The sequence below is a fragment of the Cryobacterium sp. AP23 genome, from assembly GCF_054075385.1.
The window spans coordinates 3,441,257-3,461,756 of record NZ_CM133415.1 but is presented as its reverse complement, the minus strand read 5'-3'; the positions used below and the strand labels follow the sequence as shown (position 1 = coordinate 3,461,756).

The 20,500-nt window shown below is 71.3% G+C and carries 16 protein-coding genes; 7 read left to right on the top strand and 9 right to left on the bottom strand.

Annotation, left to right across the window (positions count from 1 at the left end):
* Positions 1-135: 135 nt before the first annotated feature.
* From ACU5E9_RS16300 to ACU5E9_RS16270, 7 genes are read left to right on the top strand one after another with little or no spacing between them, the layout of a single operon-like run.
* Entirely contained in the window at positions 136-1,197 is a 1,062-nt protein-coding gene (locus ACU5E9_RS16300) for an ABC transporter substrate-binding protein (RefSeq protein WP_456810938.1), read from the top strand.
* Between the two features lie 8 nt (positions 1,198-1,205).
* A complete protein-coding gene (locus ACU5E9_RS16295) occupies positions 1,206-2,354 on the top strand; it encodes a FecCD family ABC transporter permease (RefSeq protein WP_456810937.1) in 1,149 nt (382 codons plus the stop codon).
* Positions 2,351-3,409, top strand: coding sequence for a FecCD family ABC transporter permease (locus ACU5E9_RS16290; RefSeq protein WP_456810936.1), 1,059 nt, complete (start codon positions 2,351-2,353; stop codon positions 3,407-3,409). Before ACU5E9_RS16295 ends, ACU5E9_RS16290 begins: the two co-directional genes overlap by 4 nt.
* Before the next feature lie 10 nt (positions 3,410-3,419).
* Positions 3,420-4,208: an ABC transporter ATP-binding protein gene (locus ACU5E9_RS16285; protein ID WP_456810935.1), complete on the top strand. Its 789-nt coding sequence runs from the start codon at positions 3,420-3,422 to the stop codon at positions 4,206-4,208.
* The gene (locus tag ACU5E9_RS16280; protein ID WP_456810934.1) at positions 4,205-5,905 is read left to right on the top strand and encodes an ABC transporter transmembrane domain-containing protein; all 1,701 of its coding nucleotides are present in this window, start codon (positions 4,205-4,207) and stop codon (positions 5,903-5,905) included. The genes ACU5E9_RS16285 and ACU5E9_RS16280 overlap by 4 nt, the downstream gene beginning before the upstream one ends.
* A complete protein-coding gene (locus ACU5E9_RS16275; protein ID WP_456810933.1) occupies positions 5,892-7,715 on the top strand; it encodes an ABC transporter ATP-binding protein in 1,824 nt (607 codons plus the stop codon). The genes ACU5E9_RS16280 and ACU5E9_RS16275 overlap by 14 nt, the downstream gene beginning before the upstream one ends.
* Complete coding sequence (locus ACU5E9_RS16270; RefSeq protein ID WP_456810932.1) at positions 7,712-8,602, top strand: siderophore-interacting protein; 891 nt, start codon at positions 7,712-7,714, stop codon at positions 8,600-8,602. Before ACU5E9_RS16275 ends, ACU5E9_RS16270 begins: the two co-directional genes overlap by 4 nt.
* Before the next feature lie 139 nt (positions 8,603-8,741).
* Here ACU5E9_RS16270 and ACU5E9_RS16265 read toward each other — a convergent pair whose 3' ends face one another.
* The 9 genes from ACU5E9_RS16265 to ACU5E9_RS16225 form a co-directional block, all read right to left on the bottom strand.
* Positions 8,742-9,947 (bottom strand): aminotransferase-like domain-containing protein, encoded by a 1,206-nt coding sequence (locus ACU5E9_RS16265; RefSeq protein ID WP_456810931.1) that lies wholly within the window; start codon positions 9,945-9,947, stop codon positions 8,742-8,744.
* Positions 9,948-9,961: 14 nt separating this feature from the next.
* Positions 9,962-11,722 carry a dipeptide ABC transporter ATP-binding protein gene (locus ACU5E9_RS16260; protein ID WP_456810930.1) on the bottom strand — a complete coding sequence of 587 codons (1,761 nt, stop codon included), beginning with the start codon at positions 11,720-11,722 and terminating at the stop codon, positions 9,962-9,964.
* A complete protein-coding gene (locus ACU5E9_RS16255) occupies positions 11,719-12,570 on the bottom strand; it encodes an ABC transporter permease (protein WP_456810929.1) in 852 nt (283 codons plus the stop codon). Before ACU5E9_RS16255 ends, ACU5E9_RS16260 begins: the two co-directional genes overlap by 4 nt.
* Positions 12,567-13,550 (bottom strand): ABC transporter permease, encoded by a 984-nt coding sequence (locus ACU5E9_RS16250; RefSeq protein ID WP_456810928.1) that lies wholly within the window; start codon positions 13,548-13,550, stop codon positions 12,567-12,569. Before ACU5E9_RS16250 ends, ACU5E9_RS16255 begins: the two co-directional genes overlap by 4 nt.
* The gene (locus tag ACU5E9_RS16245) at positions 13,547-15,199 is read right to left on the bottom strand and encodes an ABC transporter substrate-binding protein (protein ID WP_456810927.1); all 1,653 of its coding nucleotides are present in this window, start codon (positions 15,197-15,199) and stop codon (positions 13,547-13,549) included. Before ACU5E9_RS16245 ends, ACU5E9_RS16250 begins: the two co-directional genes overlap by 4 nt.
* 93 nt (positions 15,200-15,292) lie before the next feature.
* Positions 15,293-16,714: an FAD-binding oxidoreductase gene (locus ACU5E9_RS16240; protein WP_456810926.1), complete on the bottom strand. Its 1,422-nt coding sequence runs from the start codon at positions 16,712-16,714 to the stop codon at positions 15,293-15,295.
* 740 nt (positions 16,715-17,454) lie between these two features.
* Positions 17,455-17,655: a type II secretion system F family protein gene (locus ACU5E9_RS16235; RefSeq protein ID WP_456810925.1), complete on the bottom strand. Its 201-nt coding sequence runs from the start codon at positions 17,653-17,655 to the stop codon at positions 17,455-17,457.
* Positions 17,562-18,671: a type II secretion system F family protein gene (locus ACU5E9_RS16230; protein WP_456810924.1), complete on the bottom strand. Its 1,110-nt coding sequence runs from the start codon at positions 18,669-18,671 to the stop codon at positions 17,562-17,564. The genes ACU5E9_RS16235 and ACU5E9_RS16230 overlap by 94 nt, the downstream gene beginning before the upstream one ends.
* Complete coding sequence (locus tag ACU5E9_RS16225) at positions 18,668-19,753, bottom strand: TadA family conjugal transfer-associated ATPase (RefSeq protein WP_456810923.1); 1,086 nt, start codon at positions 19,751-19,753, stop codon at positions 18,668-18,670. Before ACU5E9_RS16225 ends, ACU5E9_RS16230 begins: the two co-directional genes overlap by 4 nt.
* Between the last annotated feature and the right edge of the window lie 747 nt (positions 19,754-20,500).

Sequence of the window (20,500 nt, the reverse complement as noted above, 5' to 3'; positions counted from 1 at the left end):
GCGATACAACTCGTCTCATCCGCGACACATGTGTCGTCGTTACGCCCCTAGCATCGTTATGTTAGGTGAGGCTCACCTAACCATCTCGCCGCGTTGGTGCGGCACACCCCTTCCTCACTTCTCATAAGGAGAAATATGCAGCACGTCTTTGCGCGCCCGAAGGCCCGCCGGGTTCCAGCGCTGGTAGCAGTGGCCGTCGCCGCCGTTCTCGCGATGACCGGATGCGCCACATCCGCGGCGGACACCGCGCCCACGCAGGCCGCAACCGACGGCGTGGTCATCGAACACGCTCATGGCTCCACCACGATCACCGAGAAGCCTCAGCGCATCGTCGCCCTCGGCTGGATGACCCCGGACATCGTCGCCGCGCTGGGCGTGAACCCCGTCGGCATCGAGGAGGTCTGGGGCGCCGGCGAGAGCGGCTACCAGCCCTGGTTCGAGGACTTCGTCACCGCCGAATACGGCGACACCCCGGAGATCATCCCCTACCCGGAGGAGGGACCGAACTACGAGGCGATCAAGGCCCTCAAGCCCGACCTCATCCTCAGCCTGTACTCGGGCGTCACCGACATCGAATACGAGCGGCTGAGCGAAATCGCGCCGACCGTTCCGTACATCGAGGGGCCGTGGAACCCGGGCACCTGGGAAGAGATGACCCGCACGGTCGGCACGGCCATGTGGGAGGACGACAAGGCCGAGGAACTGATCGGCGAAACCGAAGAGCTCATCACCTCGCTCGCCGATGCGCACCCCGAGTTCGACGGCAAGACCTTCGTCTGGGGCCTGACCCTGAACGAGGGCGGAACCGACCTCGGCGTCTACCTCGAATACGACCCGCGCGTACGCATCACCGAGGCGCTCGGCTTCACCTCCACCTCGGCAATGGACGACTTCCTCAGCACGGCCGAGGGTGACAACTGGTATACCGGCGTCAGCCTGGAGAAGCTCTACGACGTGCAGGCCGACCTGTTCGTCGCGTGGGGCGGCAGCGCCGCCGAGGGCACCTACACCGTGGAGAACGCCGTGGTCTCGCGCTGGGAGCCGATCGCGGCAAACTCCTACGCGATCTACGCCGACGCCGCGGCGGCATCCGCCATCAGCGCACCGACCGTGCTGTCGCTCAAGTACATCCTGCCGACCTACGTCGACGACCTCGCAGCAGCGCTGCAGGGCACGCCGACCATCTCCGGCGAGTGACGCCCGAGGTGTCCCGGCCGACTGCGCTGCCGGCCGCGCCGGTGACGGATGCCGGCAGCGACCCCTCGACCACCGTCACTGCACACACCGAAGCGTGCACCACCGACGCCTCGTCCACCGGTGCGGGGAGTCACCCTGACCGGGGCGACTCGCCGCACCGCACCGGCCTGCGGGTGGCCGGGCTGTTCGTCGTCACGGCACTGCTGGTGGGAGTCACCATCGCGTCGCTGGCGATCGGCAACCGGGCGATCGACCCGGTGACCGTGCTGACCGCGCTCACCGCCTACGACGACGCCAACCCGCTGCACCTCATGGTTCTGGAACTGCGGGTTCCCCGCACCCTCCTCGGTCTCCTGGTGGGAGCGGCGTTGGCGGTCTGCGGTGCGCTCATCCAGGCCTTCACCCGCAACCCGCTGGCCGACCCGGGCATCCTCGGGGTGAACGCCGGCGCCTCCCTCGCCGTCACGTTCGCCGTGGGGGTGCTCGGGCTCACCGCCCCTGGCGCCTACGTGCCATTTGCCCTGGCCGGGGCGCTCGCCCTGACCCTGCTCGTGTACACGCTCGGTTCCGTGGGCTCCTCCGGCGCGACCCCGATGAAGCTCACCCTGGCCGGCATCGCCCTCGGTGCCGCGTGCACCGGGTTCACCACCGCGATCGTGCTGCAGGACCTCGGCACCCTGCAGGTCATGCGGTTCTGGGGGGTGGGCTCCATCGGCGGTCGCACCGTCGACCAGCTCGCCTGGGCGCTGCCCCTGATCGTCGCGGGCCTCCTCATCGGCCTGCTCTCTGCCCGGTCGCTGAACGCCCTGGCTCTCGGCGACGATCTGGCCCAGGCGCTCGGCGCGCGGGTGCGGGTCACCCGGCTCTGGGTGATCCTCGCAGTCACCCTGCTGGCGGGCACGAGTGTGGCCGCCGCCGGTCCCATCGCCTTCGTCGGCATCATGATCCCGCACGTGGTGCGCTGGTTCACCGGCCCCGACCAGCGCTGGGTGCTCGCCTACTCGACGCTCGTCGGCCCGATCTTCCTGCTGCTCGCCGACATCCTCGGCCGTGTCGTGCTGCCCAACGGCGAACTGCGGGTGGGCATCGTCACCGGCATCCTCGGCGCCCCGGTGCTCATCGCCCTCGTGCGTCGCAAGCAGGTGAGCGGACTGTGAGCCTCGAACAGCCATCCGTCGACTTCGGCCGGCGTTATCTCCGCATCGACACCGCCCGCGTCACCGGGCTCATTCCCGTGCGCGCGATCACCGTGAGCGCAGTGCTGGTGGTCGTGATCCTCGCGGCGGGGGTGGCGTCGATGACCATCGGCGCCTACGAGGTGGGCCTGGATGCCGTGCTCCGGGCCATCGTCGACCCCGGCTCCGACCCCGACATCCGGCAGGTCGTCGTGGAGTGGCGTCTGCCACGGGTGCTGTTCGCCGTGCTCTGCGGCGCCGCGCTGGCCCTCTCGGGCGGCATCTTCCAATCCCTGACCCGCAACCCGCTCGGCTCGCCCGACATCATCGGCTTCGGCATCGGCGCGCAGTTCGGCGTCACGCTCATGATGATCGTCCTCGGGCTGAACACCTACATGTTCAAGGCGGCCGGGGCCCTCCTCGGCGGCCTGTTCACGGCCCTGCTCGTGTACGTGTTGGCCAGCAAGAACACCATGTCGTCGTTCCGGCTGATCATCGTAGGCATCGGCGTCTCGGCGGGGCTCGGCTCGCTCACCTCCTGGATCCTCATCTCGGTGAGTGTGGAGAAGGCCATGATGGCCGCCACCTGGGGTGCCGGCTCCCTCTCCTCGCTCGGTTTCGACCAGCTCCTCCCCGCAACGATCGTCTTCGCGGTCGTGATGGTCGCGGCGCTGCCGTTGAACCGCACCCTGCCGGTGCTGGAGATGGGCGATGATGCGGCCACCGCTCTGGGTATCCGCCCGGGACGCACCCGGCTGTCGGCGATGGTGCTCGGGGTGGCGTTGATCGCGCTGGTCACCGCGGCAGCCGGCCCGATCTCGTTCATCGCCCTGGCCGCCCCGCAGATCGCCCAGCGCCTCACCCGGTCGAACACCCCGATGGGCACCGTGCCGGTGATGCTCACCGGGGCCGCCCTCGTCGTCGTCTCCGACCTGGCCGCCCAACTGCTGTTGGTGCCCGTCGGTGTGGTGACGGTTTCCGTCGGCGGCCTCTACCTCGCCTGGCTGTTGGCCGCCCAATTCGCCCGCCGCGCCTGAAAGGAACATTGTGACCGCTTCGCTGCTCGCCCGGGACATCACCCTCGGCTACGGGGACACCCGCATCATCTCGGACCTCTCCCTGGAGGTGCCCGACAGGTCCTTCACCATCATCATCGGCCCCAACGCCTGCGGGAAGTCCACCCTGTTGCGCGGATTCGCCCGGCTGCTGCGCCCCAGCACGGGCTCCGTGCTGCTGGATGGCGCCGAGCTTCGCACGTTCAAGCCGAAGGTGGCCGCCCGCCGGCTGGGCCTGCTGCCGCAGTCCTCCATCGCGCCCGACGGCATCACTGTGGCCGACCTGGTCGGGCGCGGCCGGTTCCCGCACCAGAACGCGATGCGCACCTGGAGCCGAGAGGACGAGCGTGCCGTCGTGGACGCCATGGCCGCGACCAACACCACCGCGCTGTCCCGCCGCCTGGTGGACGAGCTCTCCGGCGGCCAACGCCAGCGGGTCTGGGTGGCGATGGCCTTGGCCCAGCAGACCGGGCACCTCCTGTTGGATGAGCCGACCACCTTTCTGGACATCGCCCATCAGATCGATTTGATGGAACTGTTCGCCGACCTGCACCGGAACGGCACGACCCTGGTGGCGGTGCTGCACGACCTGAACCACGCCGCCCGGTACGCGACCCATCTCGTGGCGATGCGCGACGGGGCCATCGTGGCGCAGGGCGACCCGCGGGAGATCATCACGGCGCAGCTCGTCGAGGCCGTGTTCGACCTGCCCTGCACGGTGATCACCGATCCGGTGGCCGGCACCCCGCTGGTGATCCCGCTCGGTCGGCGCCAACCGTGAGTGTCACCCCGCGCCTCGTCACCCCGCGCCGGCTGTTCGCGATCGCCCTCACCACGCAGGGCCGCGGCATCGCCCTGGTCGCGGCGACCGGCCTGCTCGTGGTGCATGCGCTCGCCGAGGCCGCGATTCCGGTGCTGATCGGCGTCACGATCGACCGGGCCGTGCTGCCGGCGGATGCGGCGGCGCTCGCGGTGTGGCTCGGCGGGCTGATCGGGGTGTTCCTGGTCTTGACCATCAGCTACCAGTCGGCGTCCCGCCTGATGGTGTCGATCTACGGCTACGGCGAGCAGGCGCTGCGCCAGCTCACCCTCGCCCGGATCCTGCGACCCCGGCTCTCCGCCCAGACCCTCACCCCGGGCGAGGCGCTCACCTACGTCACCTCGGACACCTACCGGGTAGCCGGGGTCGCCTGGTCGGTGGCGCAGCAGTGCGCCACGCTCGCGGCGATCGCCGGTTCGGCGCTGGCCATGTCGGTGATCTCCCCCATCGCCACCCTGGTGGTCTTCGCATCCACGGCCGCGATGATGCTCGTGATGCGCGTCGTCTCGCGGCCGCTGGAACGCCGGGGTCTCGCCGAGCAGCACGCGGCGACGGAGGCGGGCGCCGTCGCGGCCGATTTCATGAGCGGGTTCCGGGTGCTCGTGGGCATGCGTGCCCGCGGCGAGGCGGAGCGACGGTACGTCGCCGCCAGCGACACGTCCCGGCTCGCCGCGACGGCCGCCGGGCGATCCCTCGCCGGTTACGAGGCCGTGAGCGCCACCCTGGCCACGGTCACCACGACCGCGCTCGCGGGCCTGTCGGCCTGGTTCGCCCTGGATGGCCGGATCAGCATCGGTGAGCTCGTCACCGTGCTCGGCCTGGCGCAGTTCATCAGCGGCGCGCTCGCCTACGCGGGCTCGTTCCCGTCGAACTGGATCCACAAGCTCGCCTCGGCCCGGCGCCTCGCCGACGTGATCAACGCCGTCGACCTGCTCGACGGGCCGGGCTGCGGTGGCGCGGTCGATCGGGCGACCGATGTGGTGTTGACGTTCCACGCGGGCCCGGCGGGATCGGTTGGGGCGGCAGACTCGGCGAGCGCGGCAGGCGGCGCACCCTCGGCCCGGGTGGAGGTGCGCCGCGGTGAGCTGCTGGGCATCCGCTCGCCGGACAGCGAGGCGGCGAGCGCCCTGTCGCGGCTGCTGGGCATGCGCGCGCCAGCCGATCGCGGGCAGGTGTCGGTGCTCATCGACGGCGCCCACCGCGACCTGCGTGACCTGGACCCGGTGGAGTACCGACGCCGCGTGGTGTCGCTGCCGCACCGGCAGACCATCACCGGTGGCACGCTGCGCGACGCGGTCTGCGGGCCCGGCTCACGGCAGGCGCCGAACCCCGCGCTCGTCGACATCGCCGCGCTACACGACACCGTCGGGCTGGTCGGCGGCTGGGACGCCCAGGTCGGCGAGGCCGGCCGGCGGCTCTCCGGCGGACAACGGCAGCGGATCGGTCTGGCCCGCGGCCTGCACGCCGGCGCCGAGGTGCTGGTTCTGCATGAGCCGACCTCCGCGGTCGACGCCATCACCGAGGCGCACATCGCCGCCGCGCTCGCGCGTCACCCCGGCACGACGATCGTGATCACCACCTCACCGGCACTCCTCGCCGCCTGCGACCGCATCGTCGAGCTGGGCCACGCACCGAGCAGGGCGGATGCCCGTGGCTGAGGCGTCGGCGTCCACCTTGCCGATCGCATCCAGCGCTCAGGTGCGTGCGGCGGTCCGTGAGCTGGTGGGCCGTCATCGGGGTCGCTCGGCGGCCGTCGCGGTGCTGTTCCTCACCGCATCCGCTCTGGGCCTGGTGCTGCCGGCGTGCCTCGGCCGCCTCGTTGACGCCGTCTCCTCCGGGGCGGGACTGCCGACCCTCGTGGGCTGGGTGGCGGGCGTCGCCGCCGGTGGGATCGGCGCCGCCGGCATGGCCCTGTGGGGAACCCGGGTGCTGACCGCGCTGGTGCAAGACGCCCTGGCAAGCCTGCGGGAAGACGTCTTCGCGTCGGCGATGCGGCTGCCCGTGAGCACGGTCGACGACGGCGAAAGCGCCGATCTGCTCTCCCGGGTCACCGGCGATGTGGATGCCGTGGCCGAGGCCGGCGGAAACGTCGTGCCGACCCTGCTCTCGGCGACGTTCGCCGTTGCGGTGTCACTGGTGGCGTTGACCGCGCTCGACCCGAGGTTGGCGCTGGCCGGAATCGCCTCGGTGCCGTTCTACCTGCTCGGCACCCGTGCATTCCTGCGCCGCTCCCGCGTGGTGTTCCGGGAGGTGCGCGTGCGGGAGGCCGCCCGCAGCCAGGCCGTCATCGACGCGGTGGAGGGTGCGGAGACGCTGACCGCCCTGAACGAACAGGGCCTCGCGCTCGAGCGGGTTCGGCGTCGCGCGGAGGACTCGATCCAGATGCAGATCGAGGGCGTGCGGCTGCGCAACCGGCTGTTCCGCTGGATCAACGGCGGAGAAGCCGTGGGGCTGGCGGCCATCCTGGCGACCGGCTTTGTGCTGCACGCGGGCGCCACGATCAGCGTGGGGACGGTCACCACGGCCGCCCTGGTATTCCATCGACTGTTCGGCCCGATCGGTCAAGTGATCTTCGGGCTCGACGACATCCAACGGGCGATGGTGGGCCTCGCGCGCCTGGTCGGCGTCACCACCCTCGCCCGCACCGCGCCGGAGGCTTTGTCTGCGGCTGGTCTGCCGGTGTCGGACGTGTCGGATCTCGGGCGAACCGGGATCGACCTGCGCGGCGTCAGCTTTCACTACCCGACCACCGGCCGCGGTGTGCGCGGGGTGACCCTGCGGGTGCTGCCGGGCACCACGGCGGCACTGATCGGCACATCGGGGTCGGGCAAGAGCACGCTCGCCCGCGTGATCGCGGGCCACCATCCACCGACGTCCGGCAGCCTGAGCATCGGTCCCGCGGCGGAACCGCCCTATTACATCTCCCAGGAACTGCACCAGTTTCGGGGAACCATCGCCGACAACATGCGCCTGGCCGCACCTGAGGCCACTCCAGACCAGATCGTGGCGGCGCTGCGCGCGGTCGGGGCCGATTGGGCCGTGCCATCCGTGACCGGCGTGCCGCCCTCGCCGCCGGACCGCGGGCACAGCGGCGGCACCGAGCCGGCCCTCGACGCGGGGCGTATCCAACAGCTGGCCGTGGCTCGGGCGTTCCTGGCCGACCCCGCTGTCGTGATCCTCGACGAGGCGAGCGCAGACGTCGGGTTGCGCTATCGCCGGGTCGTGGAGGCCGCCATCGTGCGGCTGCGGCGGAACCGCACCACGGTGCTGATCGCCCATCGCCTGGAACACGCGGCGACGGCCGATCAGATCGTCGTCTTCGCCGACGGCGAGGCGACGCAACACGGCACCCATGACGACCTCGTCACAACGGAGGGGCCGTACCGGAGCTTCTGGCTCGCCCAGACCGCTGCCGCCGACACCTTCACCCACCTCGACACTCGCACCCAACAGACGGAGACCCCATGACCATCCACCGCGGCATCGTCAGCCGAACCGCCACGCTCACCCCGACTCTCCGCCGGGTGACCCTCGATGGTCCCGGCGTCGCCGACTTCCTCAGCACCGGCATCGGTGACGAATACGTGCGCGTGTTCTTCCCGCACGGGGACGACCCCACCGATGTCTCCCTGCCGGTGCCCGAGGGCGACTGGTGGGCCACGCCCGAGGGGGCGCCGGAAGCGCCGATGCGCACGTACACGATCAGCGGGGTGCGCCCGCAGGTTGGCGAAGTCGACATCGACTTTGTGATCCACCAGAAGGGTGTCGCCGGTCCGTGGGCGGCGAACGCGCAACCCGGCCACGTTATCGGCCTGAACTCCCCCACCGGCCTGTACGCACCCCTGCCGGCGACAACCTGGCAGGTGCTCGTGTGCGACCTGACCGGCCTGCCTGCCGTGATCCGCATCGCTGCCGGCGTTCCGGCGGGCATCCGCACCCGGATCGTGGTGGAGGTGCTCGACGAGACCGACAAGGTCGCCTTCGCTGCCGGTGCCAATGTGGAGGTCACCTGGGTGATCGGCGGCAATGGCCACGGACCGAGCACGCTCGGGCAGGTCGTGCGCAGCATCGTCGACGACCGGCTGCCGCTGGCCGAGGGCTACGTCTGGGCAGCCGGCGAGACCGTGGCGTTGCGGGACGTGCGCAAGTACCTGCGCCGGGAGTTGGGGATGAGCGCCGCCCAGTTCAAGGTGCTCGGCTACTGGACGCCCATCGAGGATTGGAACTCGAAGTTCGCGGCCCTGCCCGAGCCCGTGCAGCGTGAGCTCGACGCGATCTGGGTCGAAACGCCGGACGACGAGCCCGAGGACGTGCAGGTACGGTTCGAGACCCGACTGAACCAGCTGGGCCTCTGACGCGAGCCCTCCGGTTCGGTTCGCGAGCGTGGCCCGGCAGGCGGCGGCCGCACCCCCAGTGGCGCGGCGCGCCCGCTACAGCGGGGGCGACGGGCCACACGGGGTGCGGCGACGGTTCAGCGCTCGAGCCGGCGGATGCCTACCGGCCGGTCTGCTTGCGCAGGGCGCGGCCGAGGCGGGCGGCGGCCTCGTCGAGCTGGGGTTCGGGCACGTGCCCGTAGGCGAGGCGCAGGTGCCGGGCCGCGTCGGTGCCCGGCCCGGAGGGGAAGAACGAGCCGCGCTGGTACTCGATGCCCTCGGCGCTGGCGTCGGCGGCGAGCCGGTCGGCGTCGATCGTGTCGTCGGTGAGGCGGGGCCAGAGGAACAGGCCGCCGTCGGGCACGGTGGCTTCGAATGCCCCGGGCGCTTCACGTTCGAGCGCGGCCACGAGGGTCTGGGCCCGGCTGCGGTATACCCCTCGGGCGGCTCCCAGCGTCGTGTCGAACAGCCCGGCATCATGGGTGAGCAGCTCGCCCACGATCGCCTGAACGAGGGTGGAGCTGTGCGAGTCCTGCCGGCTGCGCAGGGCCACGACGTCCGGAGCGAGCGAGGCGGGCACCACCACCCAGCCCAGGCGCAACCCGGGGCCGAGGGTCTTGGTGAAGGTGTTGATGTGGATGACCCGGTCCGAGTGGTTGAAGACCTCCGTGTTCTCGGGCCCGCCCTCGTACCAGAGCTCGCGGTACGGGTTGTCGGCGAAGACGGTGAACCCGTAGTGCTCGGCGAGTCGCACCAGCTCGGCCCGGGCATCCGCCGGGAGGGTGCCCTGGGTGGGGTTGTGGAAGTCGGGCACCGTGTACAGCGCTGCGGGCCGGGCGCCGCCCCGGAGGTGTTCGGCGAGCTGCTCGACGTCGAGGCCGGCGGCGCCGACCCGGATGGGCAGGATGCGCGCGGCGGCCAGCTCGAGGCCGCGGAGGAACAGCGGGAAGACGGGGTTGTCGACCGCGACGAGGTCGCCGCGCTCGAGGACCGTCTGGATCGCCAGCGACAGCCCGTGGAAGCCTCCGTTGGTGATGAGGATTCGCTCCACCGGCACCCCCTCGCGCTCGGCGATCCACTCCCGCAGCGGCGAGATGCCCTCGGTGCGGGAGTACTGCAGGGCGGGCAGGCCCGGCCGGGCGAGCACCCGCGCCGTCGCCTCCGCGAGCTCGCGCGCGGGCAGCAGGTGCGGGTCGGGAATGCCGCCGAGCAGCTCGATGGCATCGACACGACGGTCGCGCAGGGTGGCGTCGCCGAAGCCCTTGGGGGCGGTCAGCCCGGTGATGAGGGCGGGCCGGCGGGCGGGGCTGGTGGTCGTGAGGGTCATGGGGTTCGGTTCCTTCAGTGGGAGAGCTCGGCGCGGGGGCGGGCGGGCGGTTGCGGGATGGCGTCGGCCAAAGTGCCTGCGCGCGCGGACGGTTGCGGAATGAGGTCGGCCGCGGTTCGGGGGCGCGCGGTCGGTTGCGGGATGGCGTCGAGCAGGGCCCGGGTGTACGGATGTTGCGGGCGGGCGAAGATCTGCTCGACCGCGCCGTCCTCCACCACCCGGCCGCGCTGCAGCACCGACACGGTGTCGGCGATCTGCCGCACGAGCGCGAGGTCGTGCGAGACCACGAGGTAGGTGAGGCCCAGCTCGCGTTGCAGCCGGGCGAGCAGCTCGAGGATCTCGGCCTGCACGGTCACGTCGAGGGCGCTGGTGGGTTCGTCGAGCACCAGCACGTCGGGCCGGGAGACCAGCGCCCGGGCGATCGCGACGCGTTGCCGTTGGCCGCCGGAGAGGTTTGCCGGGCGGCGGGACAGCGCGGATTCGGGCAGCCCGACCGCGGCGATCGCCTCCCGCACCCGCTGCGCGCGGTCCGTGCGCGCGCCGATGCGGAACCGGTCCAGCGGTTCCTGCACGATGCGGCGCACCCGCCAGGTGGGATCGAGGGAAGTGAACGGGTTCTGGTAGACCAGCTGCAGGTGCCGCCGCACGGTGCGCAGCTCGGCGCGGGAGGTGCCGTGCACGGTGTCGCCGGAGACCGTGATCTCGCCGGAGTCCGGGTGCTCGAGGCCGAGCAGCAACCGCACCGCGGTGGTCTTGCCCGAGCCGGACTCGCCGACCAGCGCGTGGGTGCGGCCGCGGCCGACGGAGAAGGACACCCCGTCGACGGCGGTGACCTCGGTGCCGCCGGCCCGGTAAACCTTGGTGACGTTGCGGACCTCGATCTGGGGGCGGGCGCCGCCCGCCGCCGGCTCGGCATCCGGTCGCTCGGCGGCGCGCTGGCTGCGGTAACGATCCGGGTTCAGCGCCGGCACATCCGCCTGCAGGGTGCGAGCGTACTCGGACCGCGGGTTCGCGAACACCTGCGCGGACGGCCCGCTCTCGTGTACAACGCCGTCCTTCAGCACCACCAGCGAATCCGCGCGCTCGGCCGCGATCGCGAGGTCATGGGTGATGAGGAGCAGGCTGATGCCGTGCTGCTGGCGGAGGTCGGAGAGCAGGTCGAGGATCAGCTTCTGGATGGTGACATCGAGAGCGGATGTGGGCTCATCCGCCACGATCAGCGCCGGCCGCGGCAGCACGGTGAGCCCGATCAGCACGCGCTGCAGCATCCCGCCGGAGAGCTGGTGCGGGTAGGAGTTGTACACCCGCACCGGGTCGGGCAGCCCGACCTGCTCGAACACCGCGAGGATCAGCGCCCGGCGGGTGTCGGCGTCGCGTTCGCCGAGCAGGGCGGCGGCCTCGTGCGCCTGCGACCCGATGGTGCGCACCGGGTTCAGCGCCGAGGACGGGTCCTGCGGGATGTAGCCGAGGGTGCGGCCGCGCAACGGCCGGAACTGCTTCTCGGGCAGGGCGAGCAGGTCGCGCCCGTCCAGACGGATGCTGCCGCTCGCCGCGGTCTGATCGCGTGGCAGCAGCCGCAGCACCGTCTTGGCGATGGTGGACTTGCCCGAGCCGGACTCGCCGATCAGGGCGAGGCTCTCCCCGCGGCCCAGCGAGAAGCTCACGTCGTGCACGACGGCGGTGTCGCCGTACGCCACCGAGATGCCCTCCACGCTGAGCAAGGTGGAGTTCGGGATCGAACGCGGTTTGTGCCGGGCGGGCAGGGTGGCGGTCATTTGGCTTTCCTCATCCAGTTGCTGATGCGGTTCACGGACAGAACGGTGCCGACGATCACGAGCGCCGGCGCGTAGACCAGCCACGGCGCGGTGGCGTAGCCCTTGCCGGACGCCACCAGGAGGCCCCAGTCGGATGCCGGGGGCGGGTCGCCGTAGCCGAGGAAGGCGAGCGAGGCGATCACCAGGATCGAGGTGCCGAACTGCAGCACGGCGAGCGCGACGACGGACTTGTAGGCGTTGGGCAGCACGTGCCGCACCAGCGCATGCAGGCGATTGCCGCCCTGGAGGTAGGACGCCTCGACGAACACGGAGCCGCGGGCGCGAAGGGTTTCCGCGCGCATCAGCCGGGCGAACACGGCGATCGCGGACACCCCGGTGGCGATGGCGGCGTTGATGGTCTGGAAGCCGAGCGAGCTGACGATCACCACCGCGAGCAGGAAGCCGGGGATCGCCAGGAGCACGTCGACGACGCGCCCCAGCACCGTGTCGACCCAGCCGCTGAGGAAGCCGCTGGCCAGGCCGATCGCACTGCCGACGACGAGCCCGATCAGCACGGCGACGAGCGCGCTCGTCACCGACGACGCGGTGCCGTGCACGACCCGGGCGAAGACATCCCGGCCCAGGTAGTCGGTGCCTAACCAGTGCGCGGCGCTGGGGGCGAGCAGTTTCTCGGCGGTGTCGCCGGTGATCGGGTCGTACGACGTGAAGACGCCCGGGACCAGCGACCAGAGCAGCACGCCGACGAGCACGACGGCGGCCAGCACCACGGTGGGTGGCACGCCGGTCGCGGCGCGGCGCACGGCCAGCGGGATGCCGGTGGCGCGCAGCAGGGGCAGATTCGTGGTCATGCTGCCGCCACCTCCTTCAGTTGGGGTTTGGCCTGCCCGGTCGCGGGTTGCAACCGGGGGTCGATCAGCGGCGACACCAGGTCGGCGAGCAGGTTCACCGCGACGAACACCACGGCGGCGAGGGACACCACCGCCTGCAAGACGGGCACGTCCTGGCTGGTGACGGCCTTTTGCACCAGGGTGCCGACGCCGTCGCGGCCGAAGATCGTCTCGGTGATGACTGCGCCGCCGAGCAGCTCGCCGACGATCAGCGCGATCATCGCCACGGCGGGCAGGCTCGACGGTTTCACCAGGTGCCGGGCGAAGAGCCGCGCCGTCGTCAGGCCGCGGGACCGGGCGACGAGCACGTACTCCTGCCGGGACTCATGGTCGAGGTTGGCGATCAGGATCTCCGCCAGCGGGGCGGACACCGGGATGGCCAGGGTGAGGGCGGCGAAGAACGTCGCCACCGCGCTGTCCGGTTCGATGGTGGTGAAGGCGTGCAACCGGAACGCGAACAGTTCGATCAGAACCAGGCCGATCACGAAGTTGGGCACCGAGAGGAACAGCGACGGGACCGAGCGGAGCGCTCCGGGCAGCACCTTCCCGGGCAGGTACTGCGCGCCGTAGGCGATCCCGACCGCGAACAGCACGGCGAGCAGCAGGGCGGTGCCGGCCAGGGCGATCGTGGACGGCAGGGCGTCGCCGAGCAGCTGCGCCACCGGCAGGTTCGACTGCAGGGAGAAGCCGAGGTCGCCGGTGAGGAAACGGCCCAGCGAGAGGAACAGCTGGATGATCGCCGGCTTGTCGAGCCCGTAGTGGGCCACGATCTGCTGGATCTCGTCTTCGCTGAGCCCGTTCTGCGGGTCCCGCAGGGTATTGGTGATCGGGTCCCCCGGCAGCACGCTGATGACGAGGAACGTCAGCACGTACGCCAGCAGGATCACGACGACCGCCTGGGCGGCACGCAGGAGTGCGTACCGCCCGTAGGTCCTGGTCATTCGGAGAGCCACGCCGTGTAGAAGTTCGCGTAGGCCAGACCGTTGTAGCTCACGTCCTGCAGTTTCGGGTTGGTGAGGTAGAGGCGCTGCACGAGCTGCACGGTGGGGATGGAGTAGCCCTGCTCCAGCACGTACTGCTGCAGGTCGCCGGCGAGCGCCGCGCGGGACTCCCGGTCGGAGGCGGTGGCGATGCCGGTGGAGAGGTCGTTGAGCTTCTCGTCGCTGGTGCCGAGCTTCCACCAGTCCTCACCGTTGTTCTGGCTGGTCAGCACGCCCGCCACGGTGCCGACGTCGACGAAGCTGCGCGAGGTCTGGAACAGCGGCGGCTTCTCGGCCTGGATGGCCGCGTACCCCGACACATCCACCACCTTGAGGTTGACCTTGATGCCGATGGTCTTCAGCTGCTGGGCGACCAGCTCGTCCTCGGCCTGGGTGGACGGCACGTACGGGTTGGGCGACAGGGTGAACTCGAGCGTCTGGCCGTCCTTGACCCGGTAGCCGTCGGTGCCGACTTCCCAGCCGGCGTCGTCGAGCAGCTTCTCGGATGCCTCCGGGTCGTAGGCGAGCAGGTCGGAGTAGTCACCGGTTTCGGGCACGTTGCCCTGCAGGAACGACGTCGCGGCGGACCAGTCATCCGTGTAGACGGTGTCGAGGATCTCCTGCCGGTCGATGCCGCTCTGGATGGCCTGCCGCACGGCGATGTCGTTGGTGGGGAAGATGCTGGTGTTCACCTGGAACCCGTCGGTGAAGCCGAGGTAGCGCGGGGTGGCGACGCCGAAGCCCTGGTCCTTGAGGGACTCGATCTCCTGCGGCTCGATGTTGAACGCCACGTCCGCCTGGCCGGAGACGACGGTGGAGGTGCGCACCGCGGTGTCCTTGATCACCTTGTAGGTGATGGTGTCGAGGTAGGCCGGGCCGGTGTGGCCGAGCGCCTCCGGGCCCCACTCGTAGTCGGCGCGCTTCTCGAGCACGTAGCTGTCGCCCTGCTCCCACGACTGGACCGTGAACGGGCCGCTGCCGATCTGGTTGGTGAGGTCGGCCTGCTCGTCCAGCGGCAGCGCGAGGGTCTCCGGGGAGAGCAAGATCGTGCCGTGGTAGCCCAGGGTGGGGATGAAGCCCAGCGCCGGGGAGGTGAAGTACACGTGCACGGTGCTGTCGTCGGTGGCCTCGGCGCGGTCGAAGTTGCTGCCCGGGAAGAGGCCGACCTTGGGGATGCCCCGGTCGGGGTCGCCCTTGGCCCACAGGTCGATGTTGGCGACGACGGCCGCCGCGTCCAGCGGGGTGCCGTCGGAGAAGGTCACACCCTCCTTGAGATGGAGCACGAACTCGGTCGAGCCGTTCAGCTCCTCCCAGCTCTCGGCGATCCACGGGCTCAGCTCGCCGGCCTCGTCCACGTAGACGAGCTTGTCGGTGATCTCGCCCCAGAGGTTGCCCTCGTAGCTGGAGATCGAACTCTTACTGGAGACCCAGCCGGCGTCGTAGCCCTGGATGAGGAAGGTGAGGTTGCCGCCCTCGACGGGGTCGCCGGTGCCGGTACCGGATGCGGCGGGTGCGGCCGATCCGGCGCAGGCGGCGAGGAGGGCGGTGCTGACGACGGCGACCGCGAGGCCGCGGAGCACCCGCCTGAGCGGGGTGGGGGTGGTGGTCATGGGCGGTGTCCTTCGGTCGAGAATGTGGGTGCTGGGGAGGGGGTGCTGTGGAGCTGGTGCGTGGGGGTGGCTGTGTGGGGCGTGCGGTGGCTGCTAGAAGGCCTTGCCCGGGTTGAGGGTCAGGTTCGGGTCGAGGGCGGCCTTGATCGAGCGTTGGATGTCGAGGTTCCGCTCGGTGAGTTCAAGGGCGGCCCAGTCGCGTTTGAGGGTGCCGATGCCGTGCTCGCCGCTCACGGTGCCGCCGAGGGCGAGGGCGATGCGCACGAGTTCGGTGGCCGCTTCGTGGAGTTCGTCCGGCAGCCCGGCGGGGTCCTCGCCGGGTCCGACCGCCTTGGCGAGCAGCGGGTGCAGGTTGCCGTCGCCGGCATGCGCGACGGCGGAGATGTTCACGCCGAAGCGGGCCTCGAGCGCGGCGAAGGCCTCGTACACCCTGGGCAGCTGTGACTTTGGCACGGCGATGTCCTCGCCGATGAACCAGTGCCCGGCGGGGAAGCCGCGGCCGTGCCGGCGGAGTTCCCAGAGCGCGGCGGCCGCGGACTCCTCCTCGACGGTGACCCGGGCGCCGGCCTGCGTGAGCGCGGCCGCGACATCCGCTGCCTGCTCGTTGATGCCGTAGCCGTCGATCTCGATCAGGATCAGGGCGGCGCCGCGGTCGCGCAGGCGGGTGGCGGAGTGCGTGTCGATGCCGGCGAGGGTGGCGGTGTCGAAGAATTCGATCACGGATGGCCGCACCGGCGAGAGCGTGATGGCGCCGAGGCCGGCGGCGCCGGCGGGGGTGCTGTCGAAGAAGGCGGTGACGGTCCGGCGGGCCACCGGGATCGGGCGGAGGCGCAGGGTGGCTTTGACGACGATGCCGAGCACGCCTTCGGAGCCGACGAACAGGCTGGTCAGGTCGAGCCCGGTGACGCCCTTGATCGATCGGTGGCCGACGCTGACGAGGCTGCCGTCGGCGAGCACCACGTCCAGGGCGAGCACCGACTCCCGGGTGACGCCGTACTTCGCGCAGCGCAGCCCGCCGGCGTTGGTGGCGATGTTGCCGCCGATCGAGGAAATCTCGAAGCTGGCCGGGTCGGGGGCGTAGAACAGGCCGCTCGGCTTGAGGTGGTCGTTGAGGGCCGCGTTGATCACGCCGGGTTCGACGACGGCGACCTCGTCAAGCGGGGAGACCTCGAGGATGCGGTTGAGCCGCTCGGTCGTGATGACGAGCTGGTTCTCGGTGGCGCTCGCTCCCCCGGCCAGGCCGGACCCGGCGCCGCGGGGCACCACGGTGACACCGTGCGCGACGGCGGCACGCACGATCGCCTGCACCTCCTCGGCGCTGGTGGGGAAAGCCACGAGCGGCCCGACACGGTCGGGGTGCGCGGTGGCGGTGCGGGGAGCGGTCGCGGCGTCGTCCCGGTACGGTGCGGTGGCCGCCGATGCCGACCGGAGCTCGAGCTGCGGGTACTGCTCCGACAGCGTGCGCTCCAGAATGTCTACGGCGCGGGTCGCGTTTTGTGCCTCGGTCTGCGTCATCTCGGATCTCTTTCGTCGGGCCCGGTGGGTGAGACACAGCGTGGTTCAGCCAGAGAAATGGCGCCGAAAATGTTTCCGTCTGCGTACCTGTGAGTCGCGAAAAGTCAGGCCCCTTGCGCTGCCCCGGCCGGCGACCCGACACTGTGAGGTTGCTTTTGGCGCGCTGGTGGGCGGCGGCACGGGCATCCGGGGGCCGGGTGGGGATTCACTGCGCCCCCTATGGGCGACCGCGCCCGCTATAGCGGGCGCGGTCGCCCGCCAGAGGTGCAGCCGCCAGTTCGATGAGCATCTTGTTAAGCCGGTGTCGACGGAGCGTTGCAATCTGGGTTCAATTGACGGGTTCTTCACGACAGGCCTCGTCGCGGCACGCCTTCGGCACGGCGGCACCTTTAGGTACGCGTGCCGCGAGTTCACCGCACGTGCCGCGACCTAACGCGGGCGGCTTGCGTGCGTGAGCGATGAGCTCGGGCGATCCCGATGCTGCAATCGTGGCTGACTGTCCGCCGCCGCCGGCCATGCCGATCGCGGCGAGGTCGAGTTCCCGGTCGCCGCGGGCCGAGGGTGACGGCGGCACGGCGGCGACTTGGGCAGCGGTACGAGGCGGCGGCGGTACGGCATCCGGGGGCCGGGTGGGGATTCACTGCGCCCCCCAATGGGCGACCGCGACCGCTATAGCGGGCGCGGTCGCCCACCAGAGGTGCAGTGAATGTGGCCGACGGGGCGGGAGCGACCGGGCGCGGTCAGGTGAAGGTGCCGAGGGTGGCGGAGAGCACGCTGAGCAACAACGGGGCCACCCCGACGAGCATGAACGCGGGCAGCACGCAGACGCCGAGTGGGAGCATCAGTGTCACGGCGAGGGTTTCGGCGCGCTGCCGGCCATCGGTGCGGGCGTCCCGGCGCATCTGCTCGGCCTCGCTGCGCAGCAGTTCGGCGGCGGGCACCCCGGCCCGGGCGGAGAGGGCGAGGACCCGGTCGATGTGGCGTCGGTGGCGGTGTCGCTGGCGTCGGCGGCACGCAGGCCGAAGCGTTCGGCGCTGTGCCGGGCGGTGCGGCGGGCGCCGTCGAGGGAGCCGCCGCCGGTCATGCCAATGGCGGTGAGGTCAAGCTCCAGACCCGGGGCCGGGCCGCCGGCCTGGGCGCGGCGAACGAGCCGGCGGTTCCAGCGGGCGGCGGCGAACATCAGCGCGGAGCCGACGGCCAGGCAGGCCAGGCCGGGGCCGGTGAGGAACAGTGTGCGCAGGGTGTCGAAGCCCATCAGGCTGCCGAACAGCAACGCCACCAGGGGTAGCACCATCACCAGCCGGGCGGTGGCCCGGGGGCCGGTGAGCGCCACGGTGAGGTCGCGGTGCAGCTGGCCGAGCTCCCGGAACGCGGCGGCGAGGTCGCGCAGGCATCCGGACAGGGGCGCGCCGGCCCGGGTGGCGACATCCCAGGCGGCGGCAAGGGCCCGCCAAGCGTCGCCGAGCTGGTCGGGCAGCCCGGCGGATGCGTCGGCGATGGCGTCGGCGACGTTGCCACCATTGCGGGCGGCCCGGCTCGCCGCGGTGAGGATGCTGCGCTGCGCCCGCTCGGCGTCGGCCAGTGTTCGCGCCCGGCGGGACAGCGGCGGCCGGGGCACTAGGGCGGGCTCGGGCTCAGCCTGTGCCCGGGCCCGGTGAGACAACGGCGCCCGGGGAGCGTTGGCGGACTCGGCTTCGGCGAGCGAGCGGGCCCGGCGGGACGGCGGCTGTGACTCCGGTTGCTGCTGCGCCCGCTCGGCCTCGGCCTGTGTTCGTGCCCGGCGGGACAGCGGCGGCTGGGTTGGCTCGAGCGCTGGCGACGATGGCTCGGGCGGGCCGGTGGGCAGCAGGTAGTCCCAGGCCGATACCGGCGACACCCCGGCGGCGAGGAGCACGGCGAGCCGTTCGGCGACGCGGGCCACCTCCTCGATCGGCGGGATCTGCGGCGGGCGGCTCATGCGGGCACCGTGTTGAGCCGGTCGGCCGGGTCAAGCACGAACCGGCCCACCTGGGCGAGGCGACGCTGGCCGTCCCGGCGTTCGAGGTGCAGCACGAGGTGGATGGCGCTCACCGTCTGCCGGGCCACGGCCGCGGCGCTCATCCCGGCGAGCGCACCGAGCGCCTCGAGCCGGGCGGGCACGTCGGCCAGAGAGTTGGCGTGCAGGGTGCCGGCGCCTCCGTCGTGGCCGGTGTTCAGCGCCGCGAGCAGTTCGCGGATTTCCACGCCGCGGCACTCGCCGAGCACCAGCCGGTCGGGGCGCATCCGCAAGGCCTCGCGCAGCAGGCTGTCCAGGCCGATCCGGCCGGCGCCCTCAAGGTTCGCCTGCCGGGACTCCAACCCGACCACGTGCGGGTGGTCGATGCGCAGCTCGGCGACGTCCTCGATGACCACGATGCGTTCGGCCGGCGGCGCCTCGCCGAGCAGGGCGGCCAGCAGGGTGGTCTTGCCGCTGCCGGCGGCGCCGGTTACGAGCAGGTTCTCCCGGCCGTGCACCGCGGCGCGCAGTCGGGCGACCTGATCGGCCGCGGCGGCGCCTTCACCGAACAGCCCGCCGCCGCGGAGATCGTCGAGGCTCAGCCGGTGCACCCGCGGCAGCCGAATGGAGAGCAGCGTGCCGGTGCTCGACACCGGCGGCAGCACCGCGTGCACCCGGATACCGTCGGCCAGCCGCACGTCGACGCAGGGGCTGGCCTCGTCGATGTGCCGGCCGCCGAGCGCGATCAGGCGCACGGCCAGGTCACGGATGCCCGACTCGTCGTCGTGCCAGTGGGTCGCCCGCACGAGCCCCGCACCGGCATCCAGCCAGAGGCCCGCCTCACCGTTCACGAAGAGGTCGGTGACGGCGGCGTCGTGCGCGAACCGGGCGAGCGGGCCGAGGGCGGAAAGGTCGGTGCGCGGCGGCGGGGGCGGCGCGGCCTGGGCGTGCCGAGGGGTGCCGGCGGGCGAGGCCTCTCCCGGCCCCGCCTGTTCGGGGTTGGGCAAGCCCGCCGTTTCGGGGTGCGGCAGGTACGAGGGGACGGCGACGAAGGGCTCGGGCATGCGGGCAGGCTAGCCGCGCGGTGGGGGACGCTGCCGGGCGGCATCCGCAGGCGTGCAGTGCGCGCGCAAGAAGACGGTGTGGAGGAGCGGCGGGATCCGAAGATGTGCCATGACCGCGCGGCCAGTAGAACCTGCCGAGGGGGTTGGGTCACGGGGTCTCGACAGGCTCGACCAGCGGGAGGGGCGCGACACACAGGTTGGGTCACGGGGTCTCGAGCAGCGCGAGGGCGGATACAACTGTTGCCCGGTCGGACATCTGCGCCCGGCATGCGGGCGTAATTGTCTGGCCGGGCAACGGTCTTGCCTGGAGGGGGCTAATACAGCGATGATGCGGTACAGCTGGTCACGCAGGTTGCCCGGCTCACGCGGGGGGACGCGCGAGCCGGACGGGGAAAGCACGCCGGCCGTTGAGAGGCACAAAACGTGCTGTTAAAAGAGGGGGGCGGCACCTATTGGGGGGAACAGGTGCCGCCTCGGCAGTGCGTTGATTGGGGGGAACCAAACGCACTACAGGTCAAAACTTTCGTTCAGACATTGATAAGCATACTTGGGAAAATCAGATGCGCAAGTCCCCTGGGTCCCCCTAAATGAGGACATGGAAAAAAGTGGCCGTCGGACCCCATTTCGCGAATATGACGCGGGCAGAAATTCGGCATTTCTTCCGCTCCGAAACATCCTCGAACCAGCCTGTTTCGCCGTGTAGGGTTCAGTGATGAGGCCGCCTCGGCACCTCGACACCGCCTGTAA

What these genes read in the sequence shown, in the direction of transcription:
- ACU5E9_RS16240 (WP_456810926.1), bottom strand. Translation starts at nt 16,714, where the DNA reads ATGACGCAGACCGAGGCACAAAACGCGACCCGCGCCGTAGACATTCTG.
- ACU5E9_RS16300 (WP_456810938.1), top strand. Translation starts at nt 136, where the DNA reads ATGCAGCACGTCTTTGCGCGCCCGAAGGCCCGCCGGGTTCCAGCGCTG.
- ACU5E9_RS16250 (WP_456810928.1), bottom strand. Translation starts at nt 13,550, where the DNA reads ATGACCAGGACCTACGGGCGGTACGCACTCCTGCGTGCCGCCCAGGCG.
- ACU5E9_RS16245 (WP_456810927.1), bottom strand. Translation starts at nt 15,199, where the DNA reads ATGACCACCACCCCCACCCCGCTCAGGCGGGTGCTCCGCGGCCTCGCG.
- ACU5E9_RS16255 (WP_456810929.1), bottom strand. Translation starts at nt 12,570, where the DNA reads ATGACCACGAATCTGCCCCTGCTGCGCGCCACCGGCATCCCGCTGGCC.
- ACU5E9_RS16260 (WP_456810930.1), bottom strand. Translation starts at nt 11,722, where the DNA reads ATGACCGCCACCCTGCCCGCCCGGCACAAACCGCGTTCGATCCCGAAC.
- ACU5E9_RS16230 (WP_456810924.1), bottom strand. Translation starts at nt 18,671, where the DNA reads ATGAGCCGCCCGCCGCAGATCCCGCCGATCGAGGAGGTGGCCCGCGTC.
- ACU5E9_RS16225 (WP_456810923.1), bottom strand. Translation starts at nt 19,753, where the DNA reads ATGCCCGAGCCCTTCGTCGCCGTCCCCTCGTACCTGCCGCACCCCGAA.
- ACU5E9_RS16275 (WP_456810933.1), top strand. Translation starts at nt 5,892, where the DNA reads ATGCCCGTGGCTGAGGCGTCGGCGTCCACCTTGCCGATCGCATCCAGC.
- ACU5E9_RS16270 (WP_456810932.1), top strand. Translation starts at nt 7,712, where the DNA reads ATGACCATCCACCGCGGCATCGTCAGCCGAACCGCCACGCTCACCCCG.
- ACU5E9_RS16265 (WP_456810931.1), bottom strand. Translation starts at nt 9,947, where the DNA reads ATGACCCTCACGACCACCAGCCCCGCCCGCCGGCCCGCCCTCATCACC.